Source organism: Paracoccus sp. IB05 (genome assembly GCF_016405985.1).
Taxonomy (GTDB): domain Bacteria; phylum Pseudomonadota; class Alphaproteobacteria; order Rhodobacterales; family Rhodobacteraceae; genus Pseudogemmobacter.
The window spans coordinates 1-16988 of sequence record NZ_JAEFCF010000036.1 but is presented as its reverse complement, the minus strand read 5'-3'; the positions used below and the strand labels follow the sequence as shown (position 1 = coordinate 16988).

At 62.9% G+C, this 16988-nt stretch carries 14 protein-coding genes and 1 pseudogene; 1 reads left to right on the top strand and 14 read right to left on the bottom strand.

What is annotated here, in order from left to right; translation table 11 throughout:
* The first annotated feature begins 118 nt into the window (after positions 1-118).
* Entirely contained in the window at positions 119-856 is a 738-nt protein-coding gene (locus JC607_RS19385) for an SDR family oxidoreductase (protein ID WP_198838528.1), read from the top strand.
* A gap of 140 nt (positions 857-996) precedes the next feature.
* Here JC607_RS19385 and JC607_RS25505 read toward each other — a convergent pair whose 3' ends face one another.
* The 14 genes and pseudogenes from JC607_RS25505 to JC607_RS19315 form a co-directional block, all read right to left on the bottom strand.
* Positions 997-1236, bottom strand: coding sequence for a HipA N-terminal domain-containing protein (locus JC607_RS25505; protein ID WP_233093026.1), 240 nt, complete (start codon positions 1234-1236; stop codon positions 997-999).
* Positions 1237-1655: 419 nt separating this feature from the next.
* On the bottom strand, positions 1656-3221 hold the full coding sequence (gene glpD, locus JC607_RS19375) for a glycerol-3-phosphate dehydrogenase (protein WP_198838527.1): 1566 nt from the start codon (positions 3219-3221) through the stop codon (positions 1656-1658).
* 3 nt (positions 3222-3224) lie between these two features.
* Entirely contained in the window at positions 3225-4199 is a 975-nt protein-coding gene (locus tag JC607_RS19370) for a LysR substrate-binding domain-containing protein (protein ID WP_198838526.1), read from the bottom strand.
* Positions 4178-5032 (bottom strand): alpha/beta hydrolase, encoded by an 855-nt coding sequence (locus tag JC607_RS19365; protein WP_198838525.1) that lies wholly within the window; start codon positions 5030-5032, stop codon positions 4178-4180. Before JC607_RS19365 ends, JC607_RS19370 begins: the two co-directional genes overlap by 22 nt.
* 3 nt (positions 5033-5035) lie before the next feature.
* Positions 5036-6142 (bottom strand): alcohol dehydrogenase catalytic domain-containing protein, encoded by a 1107-nt coding sequence (locus JC607_RS19360; protein ID WP_198838565.1) that lies wholly within the window; start codon positions 6140-6142, stop codon positions 5036-5038.
* Between the two features lie 33 nt (positions 6143-6175).
* Positions 6176-7411, bottom strand: coding sequence for an NAD(P)/FAD-dependent oxidoreductase (locus JC607_RS19355; RefSeq protein ID WP_198838524.1), 1236 nt, complete (start codon positions 7409-7411; stop codon positions 6176-6178).
* Positions 7408-8397: a fatty acid desaturase gene (locus JC607_RS19350; RefSeq protein WP_092903036.1), complete on the bottom strand. Its 990-nt coding sequence runs from the start codon at positions 8395-8397 to the stop codon at positions 7408-7410. Before JC607_RS19350 ends, JC607_RS19355 begins: the two co-directional genes overlap by 4 nt.
* Before the next feature lie 121 nt (positions 8398-8518).
* Positions 8519-10012, bottom strand: coding sequence for a sugar ABC transporter ATP-binding protein (locus JC607_RS19345; RefSeq protein WP_198838523.1), 1494 nt, complete (start codon positions 10010-10012; stop codon positions 8519-8521).
* A 2-nt stretch (positions 10013-10014) separates the two neighbouring features.
* On the bottom strand, positions 10015-11562 hold the full coding sequence (locus JC607_RS19340) for an FGGY-family carbohydrate kinase (protein ID WP_198838522.1): 1548 nt from the start codon (positions 11560-11562) through the stop codon (positions 10015-10017).
* 28 nt (positions 11563-11590) lie between these two features.
* Positions 11591-12610 (bottom strand): ABC transporter permease, encoded by a 1020-nt coding sequence (locus tag JC607_RS19335; protein ID WP_198838521.1) that lies wholly within the window; start codon positions 12608-12610, stop codon positions 11591-11593.
* A complete protein-coding gene (locus JC607_RS19330) occupies positions 12607-13605 on the bottom strand; it encodes an ABC transporter permease (RefSeq protein WP_198838520.1) in 999 nt (332 codons plus the stop codon). The genes JC607_RS19335 and JC607_RS19330 overlap by 4 nt, the downstream gene beginning before the upstream one ends.
* 91 nt (positions 13606-13696) lie before the next feature.
* A complete protein-coding gene (locus JC607_RS19325; RefSeq protein WP_198838519.1) occupies positions 13697-15001 on the bottom strand; it encodes a sugar ABC transporter substrate-binding protein in 1305 nt (434 codons plus the stop codon).
* Positions 15002-15065: 64 nt separating this feature from the next.
* On the bottom strand, positions 15066-15392 hold the full coding sequence (locus tag JC607_RS19320) for a non-heme iron oxygenase ferredoxin subunit (RefSeq protein ID WP_198838518.1): 327 nt from the start codon (positions 15390-15392) through the stop codon (positions 15066-15068).
* Positions 15393-15861: 469 nt separating this feature from the next.
* Positions 15862-16384 (bottom strand): annotated as a pseudogene (locus JC607_RS19315) (DDE-type integrase/transposase/recombinase).
* Positions 16385-16988: the final 604 nt, after the last annotated feature.

Genomic DNA, 16988 nt, shown 5'->3' with positions numbered 1-16988 from the left:
CCGCTTTTGTTCGTTACAATGGAATAGTGATGCCAAAATATAGGTGATTATTCAGTTCAAAGAAAAGCGCATATTCCCTGCAATCCGGCGCATGGGCGCTGAGCACAGGAGAAATGACATGACTGACAGCAATAAGGTCGCCCTCGTCACCGGCGCGTCTCGCGGCATCGGCGCGGCCATCGCCCGTCGCCTTGGCTCTGACGGCTACAGCGTCGTCATCAATTACGCAGGCTCGGTCGGGCCGGCGGAGGAGCTTGCGGCCGCTATCGAAAAAGCGGGCGGCAGGGCCCTTACCATCCAGGCCGATGTAAGGGATGTCCCTGCCGTCACCCGCATGTTCGACACTGTCGAGGCTGCTTTCGGAGGTATTGATGTTCTCGTCAACAATGCCGGAATCATGAAGCTGGCCCCGATCGGCCAGAGCGAAGACGCGCTGATCGACAGCCAGATCGACATCAATCTGAAAGGCACGATCCACACCCTGCGCGAGGCGGCGAAACGCCTGCGCGACGGGGGCCGTATCGTGAATTTTTCGACCAGCGTGGTGGGGCTTAAACTTGAAACCTACGGCATTTACGCCGCGACCAAAGCCGCGGTCGAGACGCTGACCGGCATTCTGGCCAAGGAGTTGCGGGGCCGCTCGATCACTGTCAATGCCGTTGCGCCCGGGCCGACCGCGACCGCGCTGTTCCTCGATGGCAAGTCGCCCGAGCTTGTCGGGCATCTGGCGAAGATGAACCCGCTCGAACGGCTCGGCAGCCCCGAAGACATCGCAGCCGTGGTCGCCTTTCTCGTCGGCCCGGATGGCGGCTGGATCAACGGCCAGGTGCTGCGCGCCAATGGCGGCATGATCTGACCGGGGCCGTCCCGGGCCTTGCCGCGCAGCCGGTCACTGACGCCCCGAGCGCCAGAAGGCTGCGGCTGCGCCATATTGCGGCGGCGGAAACGCTCTCGACAATGGCGGCGGGAAAGCCCTGGGGAAGCTGGCTCGCTGCCTCACCGGGGACAAAGGGAAAGCGGCTGGCCGGTGCTGCCGGGAGGAACACCCTCGCCTGCGATGACCTGCAAAGCCCCCACGCAGTCGCGGCCGATCACCGATAGGAGGCCGCAGGCATCCGTGCCGCGCGCGCCAAGCCTTTCGGCGACAAGCCGGCGGATCCGGTCGGAATCGGGCAGAAGGCTCTCGAAAAATGCAAGGACGGCTGCGCCGCGCCAGGGTGTCCCGCGCAGGGGCAAAGAAAGAGAAACCGGAAGCGTGTTCCCAGGCCAGCCGGTCCGGGTGATAGACAAACCTGGTCGCGCTATTGCTCTCGCGGCTCAACGTGCCGACAGGGCGGTTGTTCAGCACAACCTGCAACGGCTGCCAGGCCGGACGCCACCCCATCAGAACAGATCCTCAATTTCTTACCTGTCGCCCTGCGAGCGGGCGGCAATCAGAAACTCCAGATCAAGAGCGGCAAGGATCGGCTGAAGCTTCGCCGGCGTCCCGGCGGTCTCGATGGTGATTTCCTGTCACCGCAACGCACCTCTCCTTTGGCCCGAAGAGACGAAACCATCACCGGACCCGAGGACCCTTCGCTGAACACGGGGCTCTGTCACCGCGCGCGACACTGCGTCTAAGACTGGCTTTATAGAGCCGCACCACCTGGCAGAAGCTACTGTCTGCGATACCGGCTCTGCTCCAGGATCAGGCGCTCGAGGCAGGCCCGGATCTTGCGGCGCCCCTCCGGTGCAACACGCAAACCAAGCTTGCTTCGGCGCCAGATGACGTCATCAAGTGTCGTGGCAAATTCACGCTCAACCATCCAGCGCAGTTCGGCCTCATGCAGGCCGCCACCGAGATCGGCGCCCGGCCCCTCCTCCATCATCACCAGGGCCTCGGTACCATAGGCACGTATCAGTCTGCGGGAGGTGGCGGGTGGGAGTTGGGGATGCCGCCGGGTCAGTGCCTGTGCCAGAGCATCCGCCTGCCCCGGGTCGAAATCTCCACCCGGCAGCGGTGCCATGGCCGTCCAGGCGGCCTTGCAGCTGGTGAAGAGGGGCGCGATCAGATCGACCGCAGCCTCGGAGAGCTTTCGATAGGTGGTGATCTTGCCGCCCAGAACCGTCAGCAGAGGCGCCCGGTCATTCTGTTCCAGGTCAAGCGAATAGTCCCGGGTGGCGGATCGGGCATCGCCCGCACCATCATCCAGCAGCGGCCGCAGCCCGGCATAACGCCAGACCACATCCGAGGGCAGGACCGGCTTTTCGAAACAACGGCTGACAAAATCGCACAGATAACGGACCTCTTCATCCGAGCAGTTCACCTGATCAGGCGAGCCTCTGTGGTCGACATCCGTCGTGCCGATCAGCGTGAAATCCTCATGATAGGGAATGGCAAAGACGATGCGGCCGTCAGGGCCCTGCAGGATATAGGCGCGGTCATGGCCGAAGATGCGGGGCACCACGATATGGCTGCCGCGCACAAGCCGCAGCCCGCGCTCGGACCTCGGAGACAGTTTTGCGCTGATCCCGCCGACCCAGGGGCCGGCGGCATTGACGACCAGCCGCGCGCGCAGTGTTTCCGGCCCTTTCGGGCCAATAACATCGACCTCCCAGAAATTGGCCTGACGCCTTGCGGCGACGACCTCGCTGCGGGTCCGGATGTCCGCGCCCAGCCTTTGGGCATCGCGCGCATTCAGCACGACCAGCCGGGCATCATCGACCGCCGCATCCGAATATTCCCATCCCTTCCGGAACGCGCCGTTCAGCGCCTGACCCGCCTCATCCTTGCGCAGATTGAGCCGGCGGGTCGGCGGCAGGATTTTGCGCCCGCCCATATGGTCATAAAGGAAAAGGCCCAGTCGTATCACAAAGGCGGGGCGACGATCCCGGAGCCATGGCATGAACCGGCCCAGCAAACGCGATGCCGGCGTGCCCCCCTCGAACCGCATCGACGGGTGAAAGGGCAGGACGAAGCGCATCGGCCGCGCGATATGGGGCATGGCCGCCAGCAGGGTCTCCCTTTCGCGCAAGGCTTCGCGCACGAGACGGAATTCGAAATACTCCAGATAGCGCAACCCACCATGGAACAGCTTGGTCGAGCGCGACGACGTGCCTTCGGCGAGATCGTTCTTTTCGCAAAGGATAACCTTCAGGCCACGTCCCGCAGCGTCCCGCGCGATGCCGCAGCCATTCACACCACCGCCCACAATCAACATATCCGCTATCGGCTTCGCCATCTGTCATCCTGTTTTCTGCTTCGCCCGCCTGATGTCGACGAGATTGCCTTGCGGGCGGTCTGTATTGGTCTCGGCCGGTGCCGATTGCGCAGCGTCGGCGGCACTGCGCGCCATGGTCATGAAGGCATCGATCGACCCGATCGACCGGCGCTCTTTCAGGCAGGCGGCATAGGAATGGGTCACCGGCTTTTCTCCGGCGAGCGGCAGGCTCACCAGCCGCGGATCGCTGTCGAATTCGGTGCGCGAAATAATCCCGATGCCGAGACCGGCAGCGGTTGCCTCGATCATGGAATCCCGCGCCAGTTCCATAACCACCGAGGGCCGGACACTGCGCTTTTCGAGGATCCCCTCAAAGGCACGCCGGGTCATGGAGCCGCTTTCGCGCCAGATCATGCGCACCCCGTCCAGCTCTTCGACCATGATCTTCTGCCGCTGTGCCCAGGGATGCGCGACCGGCAGCAGCAGCATGACCTCATGTTCGCCCAGAGCCACATCATCAAGCCGGGGATCAGCGTAATCGCGTCCAAGGATCGCAACATCCACCTTGTAGTCGATCAGCTTGCGGTAAATCCGGTCCGAACTGCCGCTTTCCAGCGTGACATGGACCAGCGGGAACCTGTCACTGTAGCCCGCCAGCAGCTTCATCACGAAAAACGGCCCCACGGTCCCGATATGCAGCCGCCCGGCGATCTCGGGCCGGCTGGTCAGCAGCGCATGGGCCCGTTGTTCCAGCGCGAATATCTGGCGGGCGATCAGCATCAGCGCATCGCCCTCTGTCGTCAGCTCGACCCCGGAAGGGGTTCGCAAAAAGAGCTGCCTGCCATAGGTCTCTTCAAGCGATTTCACCTGGGTGGTGACCGTCGGCTGCCCGATGCACAGCAGATCCGCCGCTTTGGTGAAGCTCAGCTCGCGCCCCACCGCAAAGAAAGAGCGCAGCTGGTTGAAGTTGATGTAATTCAGACGTTCCCTTGTAAGCATAGTCCTGTTCCTCCCTGGCCTGCCGGTGTTCCGGTCAGCTCGATGACTGCAGCCATGATCGACGAGTAAGGGCGACGAATCTCAAGGGGAATCGTGTAGTGATTGAGGCCGGGCAATTCACGGCAGGAACAATCATGGCCGGCCTGCACCATGCGGGCGGTATGGCTGAAGGCCTGACCCCGGAAGCCCGCAGTTTCATCTGCCCCGACAATCATCTGCACCCTGGCGGACGGAAGAGGCAGCCGCGCAGGGCTCAGGCTCCGGACATCCTCGCTGGTCAGCTTCAGCGCGCTGTCGAGGCTGGTGCCACGCAAGGGGTCAAGATCACAGATCGGGCTGATGGCGACCACACCACGCAATGGAACAGATTGCGGTGAAAGCGCGGTCATCAGTGCCAGATGTGCCCCCGCAGAATGACCTGCGGCGATCCAGCCGGATGGGGCAAGGCCAGCCGCAGTTGCGGCCTCTGTGGCGACTTTCACTGCGATACTGGCTGCGGAAACAATCGCGCTCAGCGAAGCCTCTGGCGCCAATGGATAGCCGGGCAGAGCGACATTGAATCCGGCGCGGACCAGGGGGTCTGCAACAAAGGCAAAGCGTTCGCGCGAGAGAGACTGCCAGTACCCACCATGAAAGAAGACCACCAGCGGCGCGCCTGAATGGCCGGGAAAAAGGTCGAAGGCCTCACGCGGATGGTCACCATAGCGCAGGCCGCGCTGCAGTTTCAGCGTCGCATAGGCCCGGTCACTTTCGCTGTCCATGCGGGCATAGACCTCGCCGCGCTCGGGATGACGGTCACGAAACACCCAATCCGCTTCATCTTCGTGTGCCATGGTTCAGACCAGACTGACGACAGAGCGCACCGATGTCCCGGCGCGCATGAGATCAAACCCCTCATTGATCCGGGCGAGCGGCATCCGGTGGGTGATCTGCCCTTTCAGGTCGATCTCTCCGGCCATATAGCGGTCGATCAGCGCGCCCAGCCCGCTCCGGCCTTTGACGCCGCCGAAATAGCTGCCCAGCAGCGATTTGCCGTAACGCACCTGGACCGGCGGTACGGAAAGGGTGGAGCCGGGCGGCTCTACCCCCAGCAGCACCGCTTTGCCCCAGGCCGGCACCGCTGCGTCGAGGGCCAGGCGCATGACGGAAAGCACGCCGGTGCATTCAAAGGCCACGTCGACGCCGCCCTGGGTCAGATCGCGGATCTCGGTGACCGTGTCACTGCCAGCCGGGTCCGGGCGGATGAAATGGCTCATGCCATAGCTCTGGGCGAGGGAGGTCTTGCTGCCGGACAGGTCGATGCCGATGATCTGGCTGGCGCCGGCGATACGCGCGCCCTGAATGATATTAATGCCGATGCCGCCCAGGCCGAAAACCGCAACGCGGTCGCCTGGCCGCACCTCAGACAGCGCGGCCCCGACACCGGTGGTGACGCCGCAGCCGAACAGGCAGACCTCATTCAGGGGGGCATCCTGGCGGATCCGGCACAGGGCGATTTCCGGCACGACTGTATAGCGTGAGAAGGTCGAGGTGCCCATGAAGTGATGGATGACCTCGCCGTCGCGGCTGAAGCGGGCGCTGCCCTCGGGCATCACGCCGCGGTCACGGGTGGGTTTGATCGTCCAGCACAGATTGGTGCGGTCTGACCGGCACATGGCGCAGTCACCGCATTCCGGCCCGTAAAGCGGGATGACATGGTCGCCAGGCTTCAGCCCGGTGACGCCCGGGCCGGTTTCCACCACCCGCCCCGCGCCTTCATGGCCGGGGATCAGCGGATAGACCGCCGTGGCATTCGCGCCTTCAAGCGCAGTCAGATCGGTATGGCACAGGCCGGTATGGTCGATCTCGACCAGAACCTCGCCGGCGCGGGGTGGGGCGACCATGACTTCGGCAATCTCCAGCGGGCGGCCCGCCGCAGTGCAAATCGCTGCGGATGAACGGATCATCTTTGCGTCTCCGTAAAGAACTGGAAGGGATCAGATGCGCCGGAAACCAAGCGCAGAGAGGGTGTCGGCGGCAATTCTGCCATCCCGGCGAAAGGCCTCGCGGGCGGCGCGCATGACCTTGGGGGCATTGACGAAAACCGCCTGGTGCAGGCAGTCGTCGCGCATGAGAAAGGCGCCATAGCCGGGGCGGAAGGCCTCATCCGACTGCCAGAGCTCGCCATCTGCGACCGGCTGTCCGATAAACTGGATGCGCTGGCCCAGCTGCTCGGTCCAGAAAGACGGCGCGCCCGGGGGCGGAGGCGGGGGCGCATCCAGGATTGCAGCGGCGGCGGCAATGGCGCTGTCCTCGGCATTGCGCCAGGATTCCAGCCTGAGGCCGGCCGCTTCCGTCGTGCCGGAGCGCCGGCGGGCGACATCGCCGATTGCGAAGATCTGCGGGTCCGAGCTGCGGCCGGCCGCATCGGTCAGGATCCCGTCGGCAAGATCAAGCCCTGCCTCCCGGGCCAGCGCGTCACGCGGTGTGCCGCCCATGCCCAGAACAACCGTCTTTGCCGAAATATGGCAGCCATTCTCCAGGCTCAGCCGGACACCGTCGCCCTCGGGTGCTAAGGCAGTCACCCCGGTTCCCAGATGCAGGCGTGAGCCCTCTGCCTCATGCAATGCGGCGATCCGGCGGCAAAGGGCCTCTGGCAGGGCGCGCATCAGCGGCAGGGGTGCCTTTTCGATGATATCGACGGCGCAGCCCAGCTGACGGGCCGATGAGGCCACCTCCAGCCCGATAAAACCTGCCCCGACCAGCGCGACACTGCCGCCTCCGGTTTCCTGGCCCAGACGGGCACGCAATGCGCGCGCCTCGTCCAGTTTGTGCAGGCAGAGCACACGGTCTTCCAGACCATCACAAAGCGCAAGCCTGCGTGGGGCCAGACCGGTGGCGAGGACGAGAATGTCATAGGCCTCGTCGCTGCCATCCTCCAGCCGCACCCGCCCCGCCTTGCGGTCAATCGCGACCGCCTGACGCGAGGGCCGGAATTCCACGCCCTCCAGGTCAGGCAGAATAGCAGGCAGCGCTGGTTCCACCGGCTCGGTCAGCATCGATTTCGAGAGCCAGGGCCGCTCATAGGGCGGATGTGCCTCTTCGCCGATCAGCACGATCCGACCGCTGTGGCCCAGAGATTTCAGCTGGGCGATCAGCCGCCCGGCCGAATGGCCGGACCCGATGACGACAATTCTGGCAGTTCCGGCAATCCGGCCCGCATCCATGCTCATCGTGCTTGCCTTTTCTCGCGCTGAAGGCGCAGCACCTCGGCCAGGATCTCGCGATGGACCTGGATATAGCCCCGGCTGACATGTTTCAGATGCGGCTGCACATGGTCATGCAACTGACCAAGCGCATGGAACGGGACCGAGGATGCCAGGTGATGTTCGGCATGGAAGGGCATGTTCCAGTAGAGCTTGCGGAAGATCGGATTGGCCAGCGTGGTGCGGGTATTTGCCAGCAGGTCCGGGCTTTCCTCGGCACCGGTATGTTCGGCCATGCGGATGGCGCGCAGAACGGGCTCACCCAGAAAGCGCGGGATCAGCCAGTAGGTCAGCGCAATCATGCTGCCGTAATAGACCGAGGCCGCCGCAATGGTGATGTAAAGCAGAACATCCAGCCGGATTTCCAGCGAAACACGGCCGCGCACGCTTTCGGGCAGGAAACTTTTCTCTTCCTCATTGTAGCGCCCGGTCGCGCCGCGCCACAAAGTGCCCAGCAGTTTCGGCCAGAAAGACGCGCCCAGTACCAGACGGAAATATTCGCGCAGCGAAGTGGGGAAGGGCACGATATCGGGGTCGAGATCATCATGCTGCGTATAGGTGTGATGCGCGGCATGGCGGTATTTGAAATAAAGGAAGGGCCTGAGCGTCGCCGTCGCGATGGCGATGCCGACGAGGTAGTTCAGCCAGCGCGATCTGAAGGCCGTGCCATGCGAACATTCATGCAGTGGCGCAAAAGTCAGCACGATGATCGTGCCGTAAAGCACCATGGCCGGGATCTGCAGCCAGAGATTGCCCGAGGCCAGCCAGACCAGAAAGCCGGTTACCGCCAGCGCCGAGATATGCACCGCAAGGTTGACCAGTCCCGGCCCATTGCTACGTGCCCGCAACTCTTTGAGTTTGCTGCGCGAAATCATTTCCGCGCCAGTGAGCGGCCAGACATTGCTGCCGATCCCGCCAATGCCAGCATAGCTGGCAGAGCCGTTTCCATCCATTCGAGAATCCTCCTCTCAGACTAAGCCTCTGTCAGGCTACAGGGCCGGCTTTCAGGCGTTAAATTCATGTTCTGCATGGGGTTATTGCTTTCACCCCGACCGGGCATCTGCCCGGCACGTTTCACGAGAAGAAGCAGGCCGTGATCCGTTCCACATCAAAGGCATCGCGGGTGAATTCCCCGGTGACGCGGCCGCGGCTCATCACAACAATGCGGTCGCAGACCTGCATCATTTCCTGCAGCTCGGTTGTCATAACCAGCAAACCGCGCCCCTCTTCGGCAAGGCTGCGCAGGGCGCCCCAGATCTCACTTTTCGCCCCGATATCGACACCGCGTGTGGGATCTTCGGCGATCACCACCCGGCCGGGCTTCGTCATCCATTTCGCGATGACGATCTTTTGCTGATTGCCGCCCGAAAGCTGCCCCGCGCGCTGACCCGGTCCACTGGCGCGGATGCCCAGCCGGCGCATCAGATCAAGGCTCATCCGTCGCGCCGCACTGCGCCGGATCAGGCCGAGCCGCGAAAGGCGGTCAAGTTCGGTCATGGTGATATTCTCGCCGACCGACATGCCCAGGACGAGCCCCTGTTCCTTGCGGTCCGCCGGCATATAGGCCACGCCCGCCCGGATCGCCGCCATAGGCGAGGTGAGGCGGGGGCTGTGCCCGTCAATGCGGATCGCCCCGCTTTGCAACGGCACAGTGCCGAAAATCGTCTGGGCCAGTTCCTCGCGGTGGCAGCCGAGAAGACCCGCGACCCCCACGATTTCGCCGGCATGGACCCGCAAGGAGGCATCTTTCAGCCTGCCGCGTGTTACAGCGCGCTCGACCTCCAGCACCGGGGCGCCAATCGGTCGGGCTGACCAGGCGAACCCGTTACCCGCGCGGTTGGTGCCGACCATGTAAGAGACGATCCCGTCTTCGGTCATACCGTTCAGATCACGGGTGACGACATGACGCCCGTCGCGCAGCACGGTCATGCGGTCGGCAAGCTCCAGCACCTCGTTCAGACGGTGCGAGACATAGATGATGCCCAGACCGCGATCTCTGAGGCGGCGCACCACTCCAAGCAGGCGCTGCACCTGGTCGTCATCCAGAGAGGCGGTTGGTTCATCCAGCACGATAATGCGCGGATCGCTGGCCAGCGCCTTGCAGATTTCGACGATCTGCTGTTCGGCCAGGCCCAGAGTGCCCAGGATGCAATCCGGATCCAGATCCAGTCCGGCCATGGCCAGCAGCTCGCGGGTGCGGTCCCGGGTCGCGGCGCGGTCAATCCTGCCGCCGCCCCGCCGGATTTCACGGCCCAGCCAGATATTCTGCGCCACGCTCAGATTGCTGCACAGCACCAGCTCCTGGTGGACCATAGCCAACCGCGCCGCAATCGCGGCCGCAGGGCGCGCGAACTGCACCTCGCGGCCAGCGATCAGGATCTTGCCCTCATCCGGGCGCAACAACCCGTTCATGCACGAGAGCAGTGTCGATTTGCCTGCGCCGTTCTCGCCAAGCAGCGCATGGACCTCGCCCGCCCGCAGATCAAGGCTGACATCATGGAGCGCACGCACGCCGGGAAAGGACTTGCCGATCCCGCGCAGTTCCAGCAAGGGCGCAGACATATCCATGCTCAGCCCTCCAGCCGTTCCATGAGGCCGCGATGGCGGTCCATGGTCGGGCGCAGGTTCTGGTACACCTCCTGCCAGATCGAGAAGAACTCCATATAGCGTTCATGGGCGGCGGGGTCGGGGTCGATGGTCTCGCGGATGCGGACGATATCGGCGAGCGGCGTGACCGGATCGGGGTAGATCCCGGCGGCAACCGCTGCCAGAACCGCATCGCCTACGGGCGCGGCCTCGCCGATATCCGGCACCTGCAGCGGGCGGTTCACCACATTGGCGGTGATCTGGTTCCAGAACCGGCTTTTGGTCGGGCCGCCGTTCAGCACCAGCGTGTCGATCCCGGCTCCGGCCTCGGTGGCGATGCGGAAGTTCGACAGCAGATCAAAGGCCACACCCTCGATCAGGGCGCGGATCATATCTGAGCGCCCGGTGGTCGGACGCACACCGAAGAAAACGCCTGTCGCATTGCTGTTCCAGTTCGGGGCAAGCGAATTGCCCAGATAGGGCAGATACAAAAGCCCGTTCGCGCCGGGCGGCACATGGCGGGCCTGGGCGGTAAAGAGGTCGAAGACATTCTCGCCCATCCGCTCGGCCAGCTGCCATTCACTGTCGCCCCACTGATCGCGGAACCATTTCAGCGAGGCGCCGGTAAAGGCCATCGGCGCATCGAACATCGTCAGCCCCGGCAGCACATGCGGCCATTTCAGGACGCGGAATTCATCCAGTCGCTGTTCGGTCGGAATGATGACCCCGAGGTTTGATCCGGTCCCCATCGAATAGAAGGCCTGACCGGGCCGCGTCACCCCGACCCCAAGCGCCGCAGAGCTGATATCGGTGCCGCCCGCCGCGACCGGGGTTCCCGCCCGTAGACCGGTTTCCTCGGCGGCACGGCGCGTCACTTCGCCGACCACCTCATGGCTTTGGTAAAGACGGGGCAGTTTCTCGATCGGGATGCCGATCGCCTCGGCGGCTTTGGCGTTCCAGGCGGCTTTCTGATATTCATAGGCATAGCAGAGACCTGCATCGCCCGTGTTCATTGTAAAGGCGCCCGACATGCGGAAGGTGCAATAGCCCGATGGCGAGAGGAATTTATGCGTGGCCGCAAAGATATGCGGCTCATGTTTTGCCATCCAAAGCGCCTTGGGGTCGATGAACCAGGGCGCCACGCGATTGCCGTTGATACGGTTGATCTCGCTTTCGCCCACGCGGCGGCGGATGTCGTCGCATTCGGCCTCTGACCGGCTGTCCATCCAGATCATCGCCGGGCGCAGTGGCTGGCCCTTGTCATTCACGGGCAGGGTGACGCCGACCAGACCCGAGATCGCGACCCCCGCGATCCGGTCTGCGAAATTTCCCTGTTCCAGGCACTGCCGGATCGCCGAGACCACAGCCGACCAGTAATTGTCGGCCTCCTGCTCGGCCCAGCCCGGGCGCGGGTGAAAAAGCGGATGCTCCTGTGAGCCGAAAGCGACGATCCTGCCGCTCTGGGTGTCAAGGATGGATGCCTTGACATTGGTCGTGCCGATATCGACGCCAAGCGTCAGATGTCCGTTCATTGCTGTCTCCTCCCGTTATGTCCGCCGCTCAGGACGGTTTTGCCTTGTTCAGCACCCGCGTCAGGATCACGGTTGCGATCAGGGCTATGCCAATGGCGAGGTTCTGGTACCATGTCGCGATCCCCCAGATCGCGAGCAGATTGAGCCCCGCCGAAAATGTCACCGCCGAGAGCAGGACATTCGGGATCGACCCGGTGCCGCCCGCGAGGCTGATCCCGCCGATGACCGCGATGGTGATGGCGATCAGCTCATAGCCCTGTGCCAGGGCCGGCTCGACCGACATCAGCCGGGCAGTGAACAGCACACCCGCCAGTGCCGCGCAGAATCCGCTGATCACAAAGGCCGCAATCACGATCAGCCCGGTATTGATGCCGCTGTAACGCGCGGCTTTTTCATTGCCGCCTATGGCCATCAGCCTGCGGCCGAAAACCGTTCCGCTGAGGGTCAGATGCAGCAGAACCGCCATGGCGAGGAACAGAATGAAGCCCACCGGCAGGCCAAAGAACACCGCCTCGCCCAGCCAGCGCATCAGCCCTTCCGAATAATAGACCGGCGCGCCATTGGTGATCAGATAGCTGACGCCGCGCAGGGCCGTCATGGTGATCAGGGTGAAGATGAAAGAGGTGATCTTCAGCCCGACGGAGCCAAGCCCGTTCAGCAACCCGAGCAGCGCCCCGCTTGCCAGGCAAAGCCCGATGGCCAGCGCTTCCGGGCCGGCAAATGTATTGCCGCGCACTATCCAGCGATATCCGAGATAGCGCCCGGCCTCGGTTGTCAGCAGCACGCCGGCAATCACCGAAAAGACCATGACCGAGGCAATTGACAGATCGATCCGCCCGGTCAGCAGCACCACCGAAAAACCGGTGGCCAGCAGACCGACCACTGCGGCATTGCGCAGGACATTGGCGATATTATTGCCGCTGAGGAAGACCGGGCTGGTCATCAGGCCCAGGGCCAGGATCAGCACCAGCAACCACAGAAGCGGGTTGCCGATCAGCTGCGGTATGATCGCAGGCCCCCTGTGGCGGGGCGTTGTTGCAATGCTCATCGCACATCAATCCTTTTGCTGAATCCGGGGGCCACGACCGCAAGGATCACCAGCCCGGTCACCACCTGCTGCATGTAGAAACTGACCCCGGCCTGGTTCAGCAGATTGTTGATGCAGCCGATGATAAGCGTGGCAAGAACCGCCCCCCGGACCGAGCCGACACCGCCGGAAAGCGCCGCACCGCCAAGGACCGCGACCGCCAGAACCTTCAGCTCCAGCCCCACAAAACCGGCAGGATTGATATAGCCCAGACGCGCGCTTTCGATCAGGCCGACCAGCGCTGCCGCAAGGCCTGACAAGGCGAAAACCGTAAGCCGGACTTTCCAGGTCTGAACACCGGACAGTTCCGCGGCCCGTGCATTGCCGCCGGTGGCATAAAGCCTGCGCCCGAAGCTGGCCGATCCGGTCAGCACCAGCGCGACAGCCGCCGCCAGCAGGAACAGAGCAACCGGCACCGGCAGGCCGGCGATTGCGCCGCGCCCGAACCAGAGGAATTCCGGCATTGCATTCGGGTAGCTGGCCTGCCCGCGTGAGATGATATTCGCCAGCGCGCTGGCGATCCCCATGGTGGCCAGGGTCACGATCAGCGAGGACAGCCGCAGCGCGGCCACGAGGATCCCGTTGATCAGCCCGAGGACCAGCCCGGTCAGCAAAACCGCCCCGATCACCATGGCCGGAGAGCCCCCCGGCAGCAGGACGCCGCCGATCACGGTCGAAAGCACCGCAATCCCTGCGACAGAAAGGTCAATTTCGCCGGTGATGATCACCATGGTCATGCCAAGCGCCAGGATCCCGACCCCGGCAACCGAGGTCAGGATCACCATGGCATTGCCGGGGCTGGCAAATCCGGGAAACAGCAGCGCGCCACTCACCAGCAGCGCGATCAGCACGAAAAGGCGGCTCAGGTCACCGCCACCGCTCCCGAAGGCCCGGGCAAGACGAGACCCTCCCCGCACAAAAACCGCGGGGTTGTGAGTTTTCTGGATATCAGACAAGGGAAGTCTCCGTTGGCAAGGGCTGCGGAGGAAACCGGCGGCTTCCGGGTGGCAAAGCCAGCCGGAAGCGCGCCGTCGGATCCGGGCCCGCTCAGGCGACCGCCGGACCGTAAGCATAGGGCCATTCGGCCGGCGTCATGGTTTCGACCCCTTCGATGGTCATCTTTTCACGGGTGATCATCGGCAGGTTCGGGGTCAGCACCAGGCGCGGCGGCGCGGCATTCAGCCCCTCTTTCGCCCCGATATGCAGAAGGACGGTCCGGATCCCGATATCACCGATCAGCGGCGTATAGGGGGAAACCATGGCGATATTGCCCTGTTCCACCTCATGCAGCACTTCTTTCGCATCATCATTGGCGAGGATGGCGATACGCTTGCCATCGGGCGCGGAATCGAGCCGGTTGCCTTCGCGGATCGCATCGAGTGCGCCCATCGCCTCTTCGCCGCCGGTATTGAAGCTGACCGCAACATCGCGGATCGCCTGAAGCGCATCCACGGTTGACTGGAACGCAAGCGAACGCTGGCTGTTGGTGTGGTAGTTCCCCGCAATCTCGAAGCCTTCTTCCTGGCCTATCACCTGGAGGAATGCGCCGGTGCGGATGGAATCGGCGGTGCTGCCCAGATCCTTGCGGTTGAGGATGATCTTGCCGGTCTGGCCGGAATGCTTGAGATAAAGCCCCTGTTGCAGCCCATTCGCGTAGAAGTTCCCCAGAACCTCAGAGCTGATCTTCTGCGACGAGGTGCGACGGTCAACGCTGACCACCGGAATGCCGGCATCAATGGCACGATCCACCGGCGGCCCCATCGGCGCCTCGCGCGAGGGCCAGAGGACGATCCCGTCAAACTGGCGCGTCACCCAGGTATCAATGATCTGGCCCATCTTGTTGTCATCGAATTCTGCATCGACGACTTCGATCTCGATATTCGGGTGACGCGCCGCCTCCCAGGCTGCGGTATCTGCAAGCGCAATCAGCCAGGGATGGTTGAAGCCGTGGAAGACGAAGCCGATCTTATAGGTCTTCGCAGGGTCCAGCACCGGTCCCTCGGGAAGCGGAATGTAATCGGTGAACGGGGCCTTGATCTCGAGCTTGCTATAGGGCCCGGTAAAGGTTGCACCCATGCCCGGCTTCCAGTCAAAGCCATCGACCAGATCAGCCACCGGATAGACTTCGAGGTAATCGGTGAACGCGTCGCGGTCATAAAGCGCGGCGACAGAGGCGTTCTTCATCCCTTCGGCGGCGGCCGCCGCATATTGCGCGATCAGGGCGTTCAGGACGCTGTGCCCCCCCCCGCCAGTCTGAGCCTGCGCGAGATGCGGCAGAATTCCGGTGGGTATGGCTGCAAGAGCCGTCGATGCCAATGCGCTGCCAAGCACGCTGCGGCGTGTCAGTTTCATTCGTTCCTCCCTTGATTTTGCTTTGCGGCGCTGCGCGTCTCCTCCGACGCAGCCCCGTGTCTCATCAGCCCAGCAGAACCATCACCTTTCCGTTTTCCACCCGGGTCGGATAGGTCTGCAGGGATTTCGTCGCAGGAGGGGACAGGTTGGCGCCGGTACGGATATCAAACAGCGCCTGATGCAGGGGGCATTCGATGATATGGCCATCGAGATAGCCCTCTGACATGAAGGCATGTTCATGGCTGCAAATGCCGGCCGAAGCGTAAAATGTGCCGCCAGCATTATAGACCGCAACACAGCGGCCCTCATGATCGAAACGCATTGCGTCGCCGTCATCCAGCTCGGCAACAGAAACCGCAGTGACCCAGGTGCCAGTCGTAGTGCCTGTCATAATCTACTCCCTACTTACATCTTTCCGTAGCCGCAGGGATGCCAGGGCGCATAATTCATTTATCAAATGCCGCCATTGCAGAATGTGCAGGAAGGCTTTGGGACAGTCGGAGGGTCAGACTGCCGAGGTCACCCGTGACAGCGGCCGACCCCGGAGTCGGACGATGCGAACGACCTCTCTGGCATGCAGGCCGTTCTGCGGGGCAGGTTTGCCAGGAAAGTGCCCCTCCGGTGCCCGCGCAGCAAACCGACGTGTATTGCATCGAGAGAACGGAATATGTGTCCACTACGACATAAATCCACGCCACCCCGTGAAGATGTGGGCCATGGTGCGGGGGCTTCCCACAGACACGGCACCGCCGGCGCCATGTCAGCCTGGCCTGGCGGTGGTGCGCTATTGTGCTTGAGGCCGCAGGTGGGTGCTGTCGCAACTTTTCAGTTATTATTAAGGGTGAGGCTGCTGAACATGATTATGCCCCCAGGTCCGCGAAGGTGTGGAATGACGTGGTGCCGTTCGCCCGGATTTGACCCTTTCGGATCATGTGAGCAGTCCCGATCCCGGCACTGGTCGCTGCGGTCGGGTAGAGGGCCTTAAAGCCCGTCACTGGGCGGGTGATCCGCCTGACGAACCTGTGATCCTGCCCGAGAATGCTATTGAGACATTTGACTTTCTGGATCGGGATCGTGCGCCCTTCGTCGGTGAATTTCAGAATGACCTTCACGGCTTGCAAGCCAGCCAGATTGGCACCGCTCTTGTCGATCACCACCCGGTCGGGCGCACCGTAAGTCGCGATTGCGCGCCTAAAGAACCACCCAGCGGTTGAGCGTCGCATAGTCGACGGTATCCCATCGCTCCGCCACTGTCTCCGCCAGATCGCGGCAGGAGACGGCATAGCGGAGGCAGAAGATCTCCGCATACAGGATGACTGGCTTGGGATTGGGCAGGCCATTGACTTCTGCGGACTGAACCGCCTCACGCCAATGCCCTGACAGATCCAGGGCAACCGGGTTATAGGAATCTTTGCGATATTGCCGGCAAGCCATACCTCTCCCTCCAGCCGGAACGCTGTGAGCGGAAGATGTGCTGCAACCAGCGCCACGGGGCGACCCCAACCGAAGGCTCTGGCCAAAGCCGCGTCCCCGGCCAGAGGGCAAGGCCGCGATGCGCCGGGCCAAGGGCGAGAAGATCGCGCAGTTGCATTGCCTCTTCCCGGCGCCCCTCAAGCCCGGGAATCGCCGCTGCGCTCGAGGATACGGGCTGGCTCCTCAGGCCGAGCAACCGGTTCGGGAGCCGCGAGGGATGATCCGGCAGAAAACTCGTTGTTTCAATATCTTCACGGTAGACAGATTGCCTGATCCAGCGCCGCAAGGCGGGGGATGGGGATGGTCGCGGCATCTGGAGCTACAAAGATCCATCGGCGCTTAAACTTATTCATAATGTAAATATCCGCCGCGGCTGTCACCTCGCCATAACATCCGATAAGGTTGCATTATCGGACACACCTCTGCTTAGCAGGAGAAAAATATCAAAAACAACTACTTTGTCGGATGACCGGAATTCGTGAGATTCAAGCACTTCGTCGAAGAACATGCCGGG

Coding starts and splice junctions, on each gene's coding strand:
- JC607_RS19385 (WP_198838528.1), top strand. CDS start 119: ATGACTGACAGCAATAAGGTCGCCCTCGTCACCGGCGCGTCTCGCGGC.
- JC607_RS19335 (WP_198838521.1), bottom strand. CDS start 12,610: ATGAGCATTGCAACAACGCCCCGCCACAGGGGGCCTGCGATCATACCG.
- glpD (WP_198838527.1), bottom strand. CDS start 3,221: ATGGCGAAGCCGATAGCGGATATGTTGATTGTGGGCGGTGGTGTGAAT.
- JC607_RS19365 (WP_198838525.1), bottom strand. CDS start 5,032: ATGGCACACGAAGATGAAGCGGATTGGGTGTTTCGTGACCGTCATCCC.
- JC607_RS19345 (WP_198838523.1), bottom strand. CDS start 10,012: ATGGATATGTCTGCGCCCTTGCTGGAACTGCGCGGGATCGGCAAGTCC.
- JC607_RS19340 (WP_198838522.1), bottom strand. CDS start 11,562: ATGAACGGACATCTGACGCTTGGCGTCGATATCGGCACGACCAATGTC.
- JC607_RS19370 (WP_198838526.1), bottom strand. CDS start 4,199: ATGCTTACAAGGGAACGTCTGAATTACATCAACTTCAACCAGCTGCGC.
- JC607_RS19325 (WP_198838519.1), bottom strand. CDS start 15,001: ATGAAACTGACACGCCGCAGCGTGCTTGGCAGCGCATTGGCATCGACG.
- JC607_RS19320 (WP_198838518.1), bottom strand. CDS start 15,392: ATGACAGGCACTACGACTGGCACCTGGGTCACTGCGGTTTCTGTTGCC.
- JC607_RS19355 (WP_198838524.1), bottom strand. CDS start 7,411: ATGAGCATGGATGCGGGCCGGATTGCCGGAACTGCCAGAATTGTCGTC.
- JC607_RS19350 (WP_092903036.1), bottom strand. CDS start 8,397: ATGGATGGAAACGGCTCTGCCAGCTATGCTGGCATTGGCGGGATCGGC.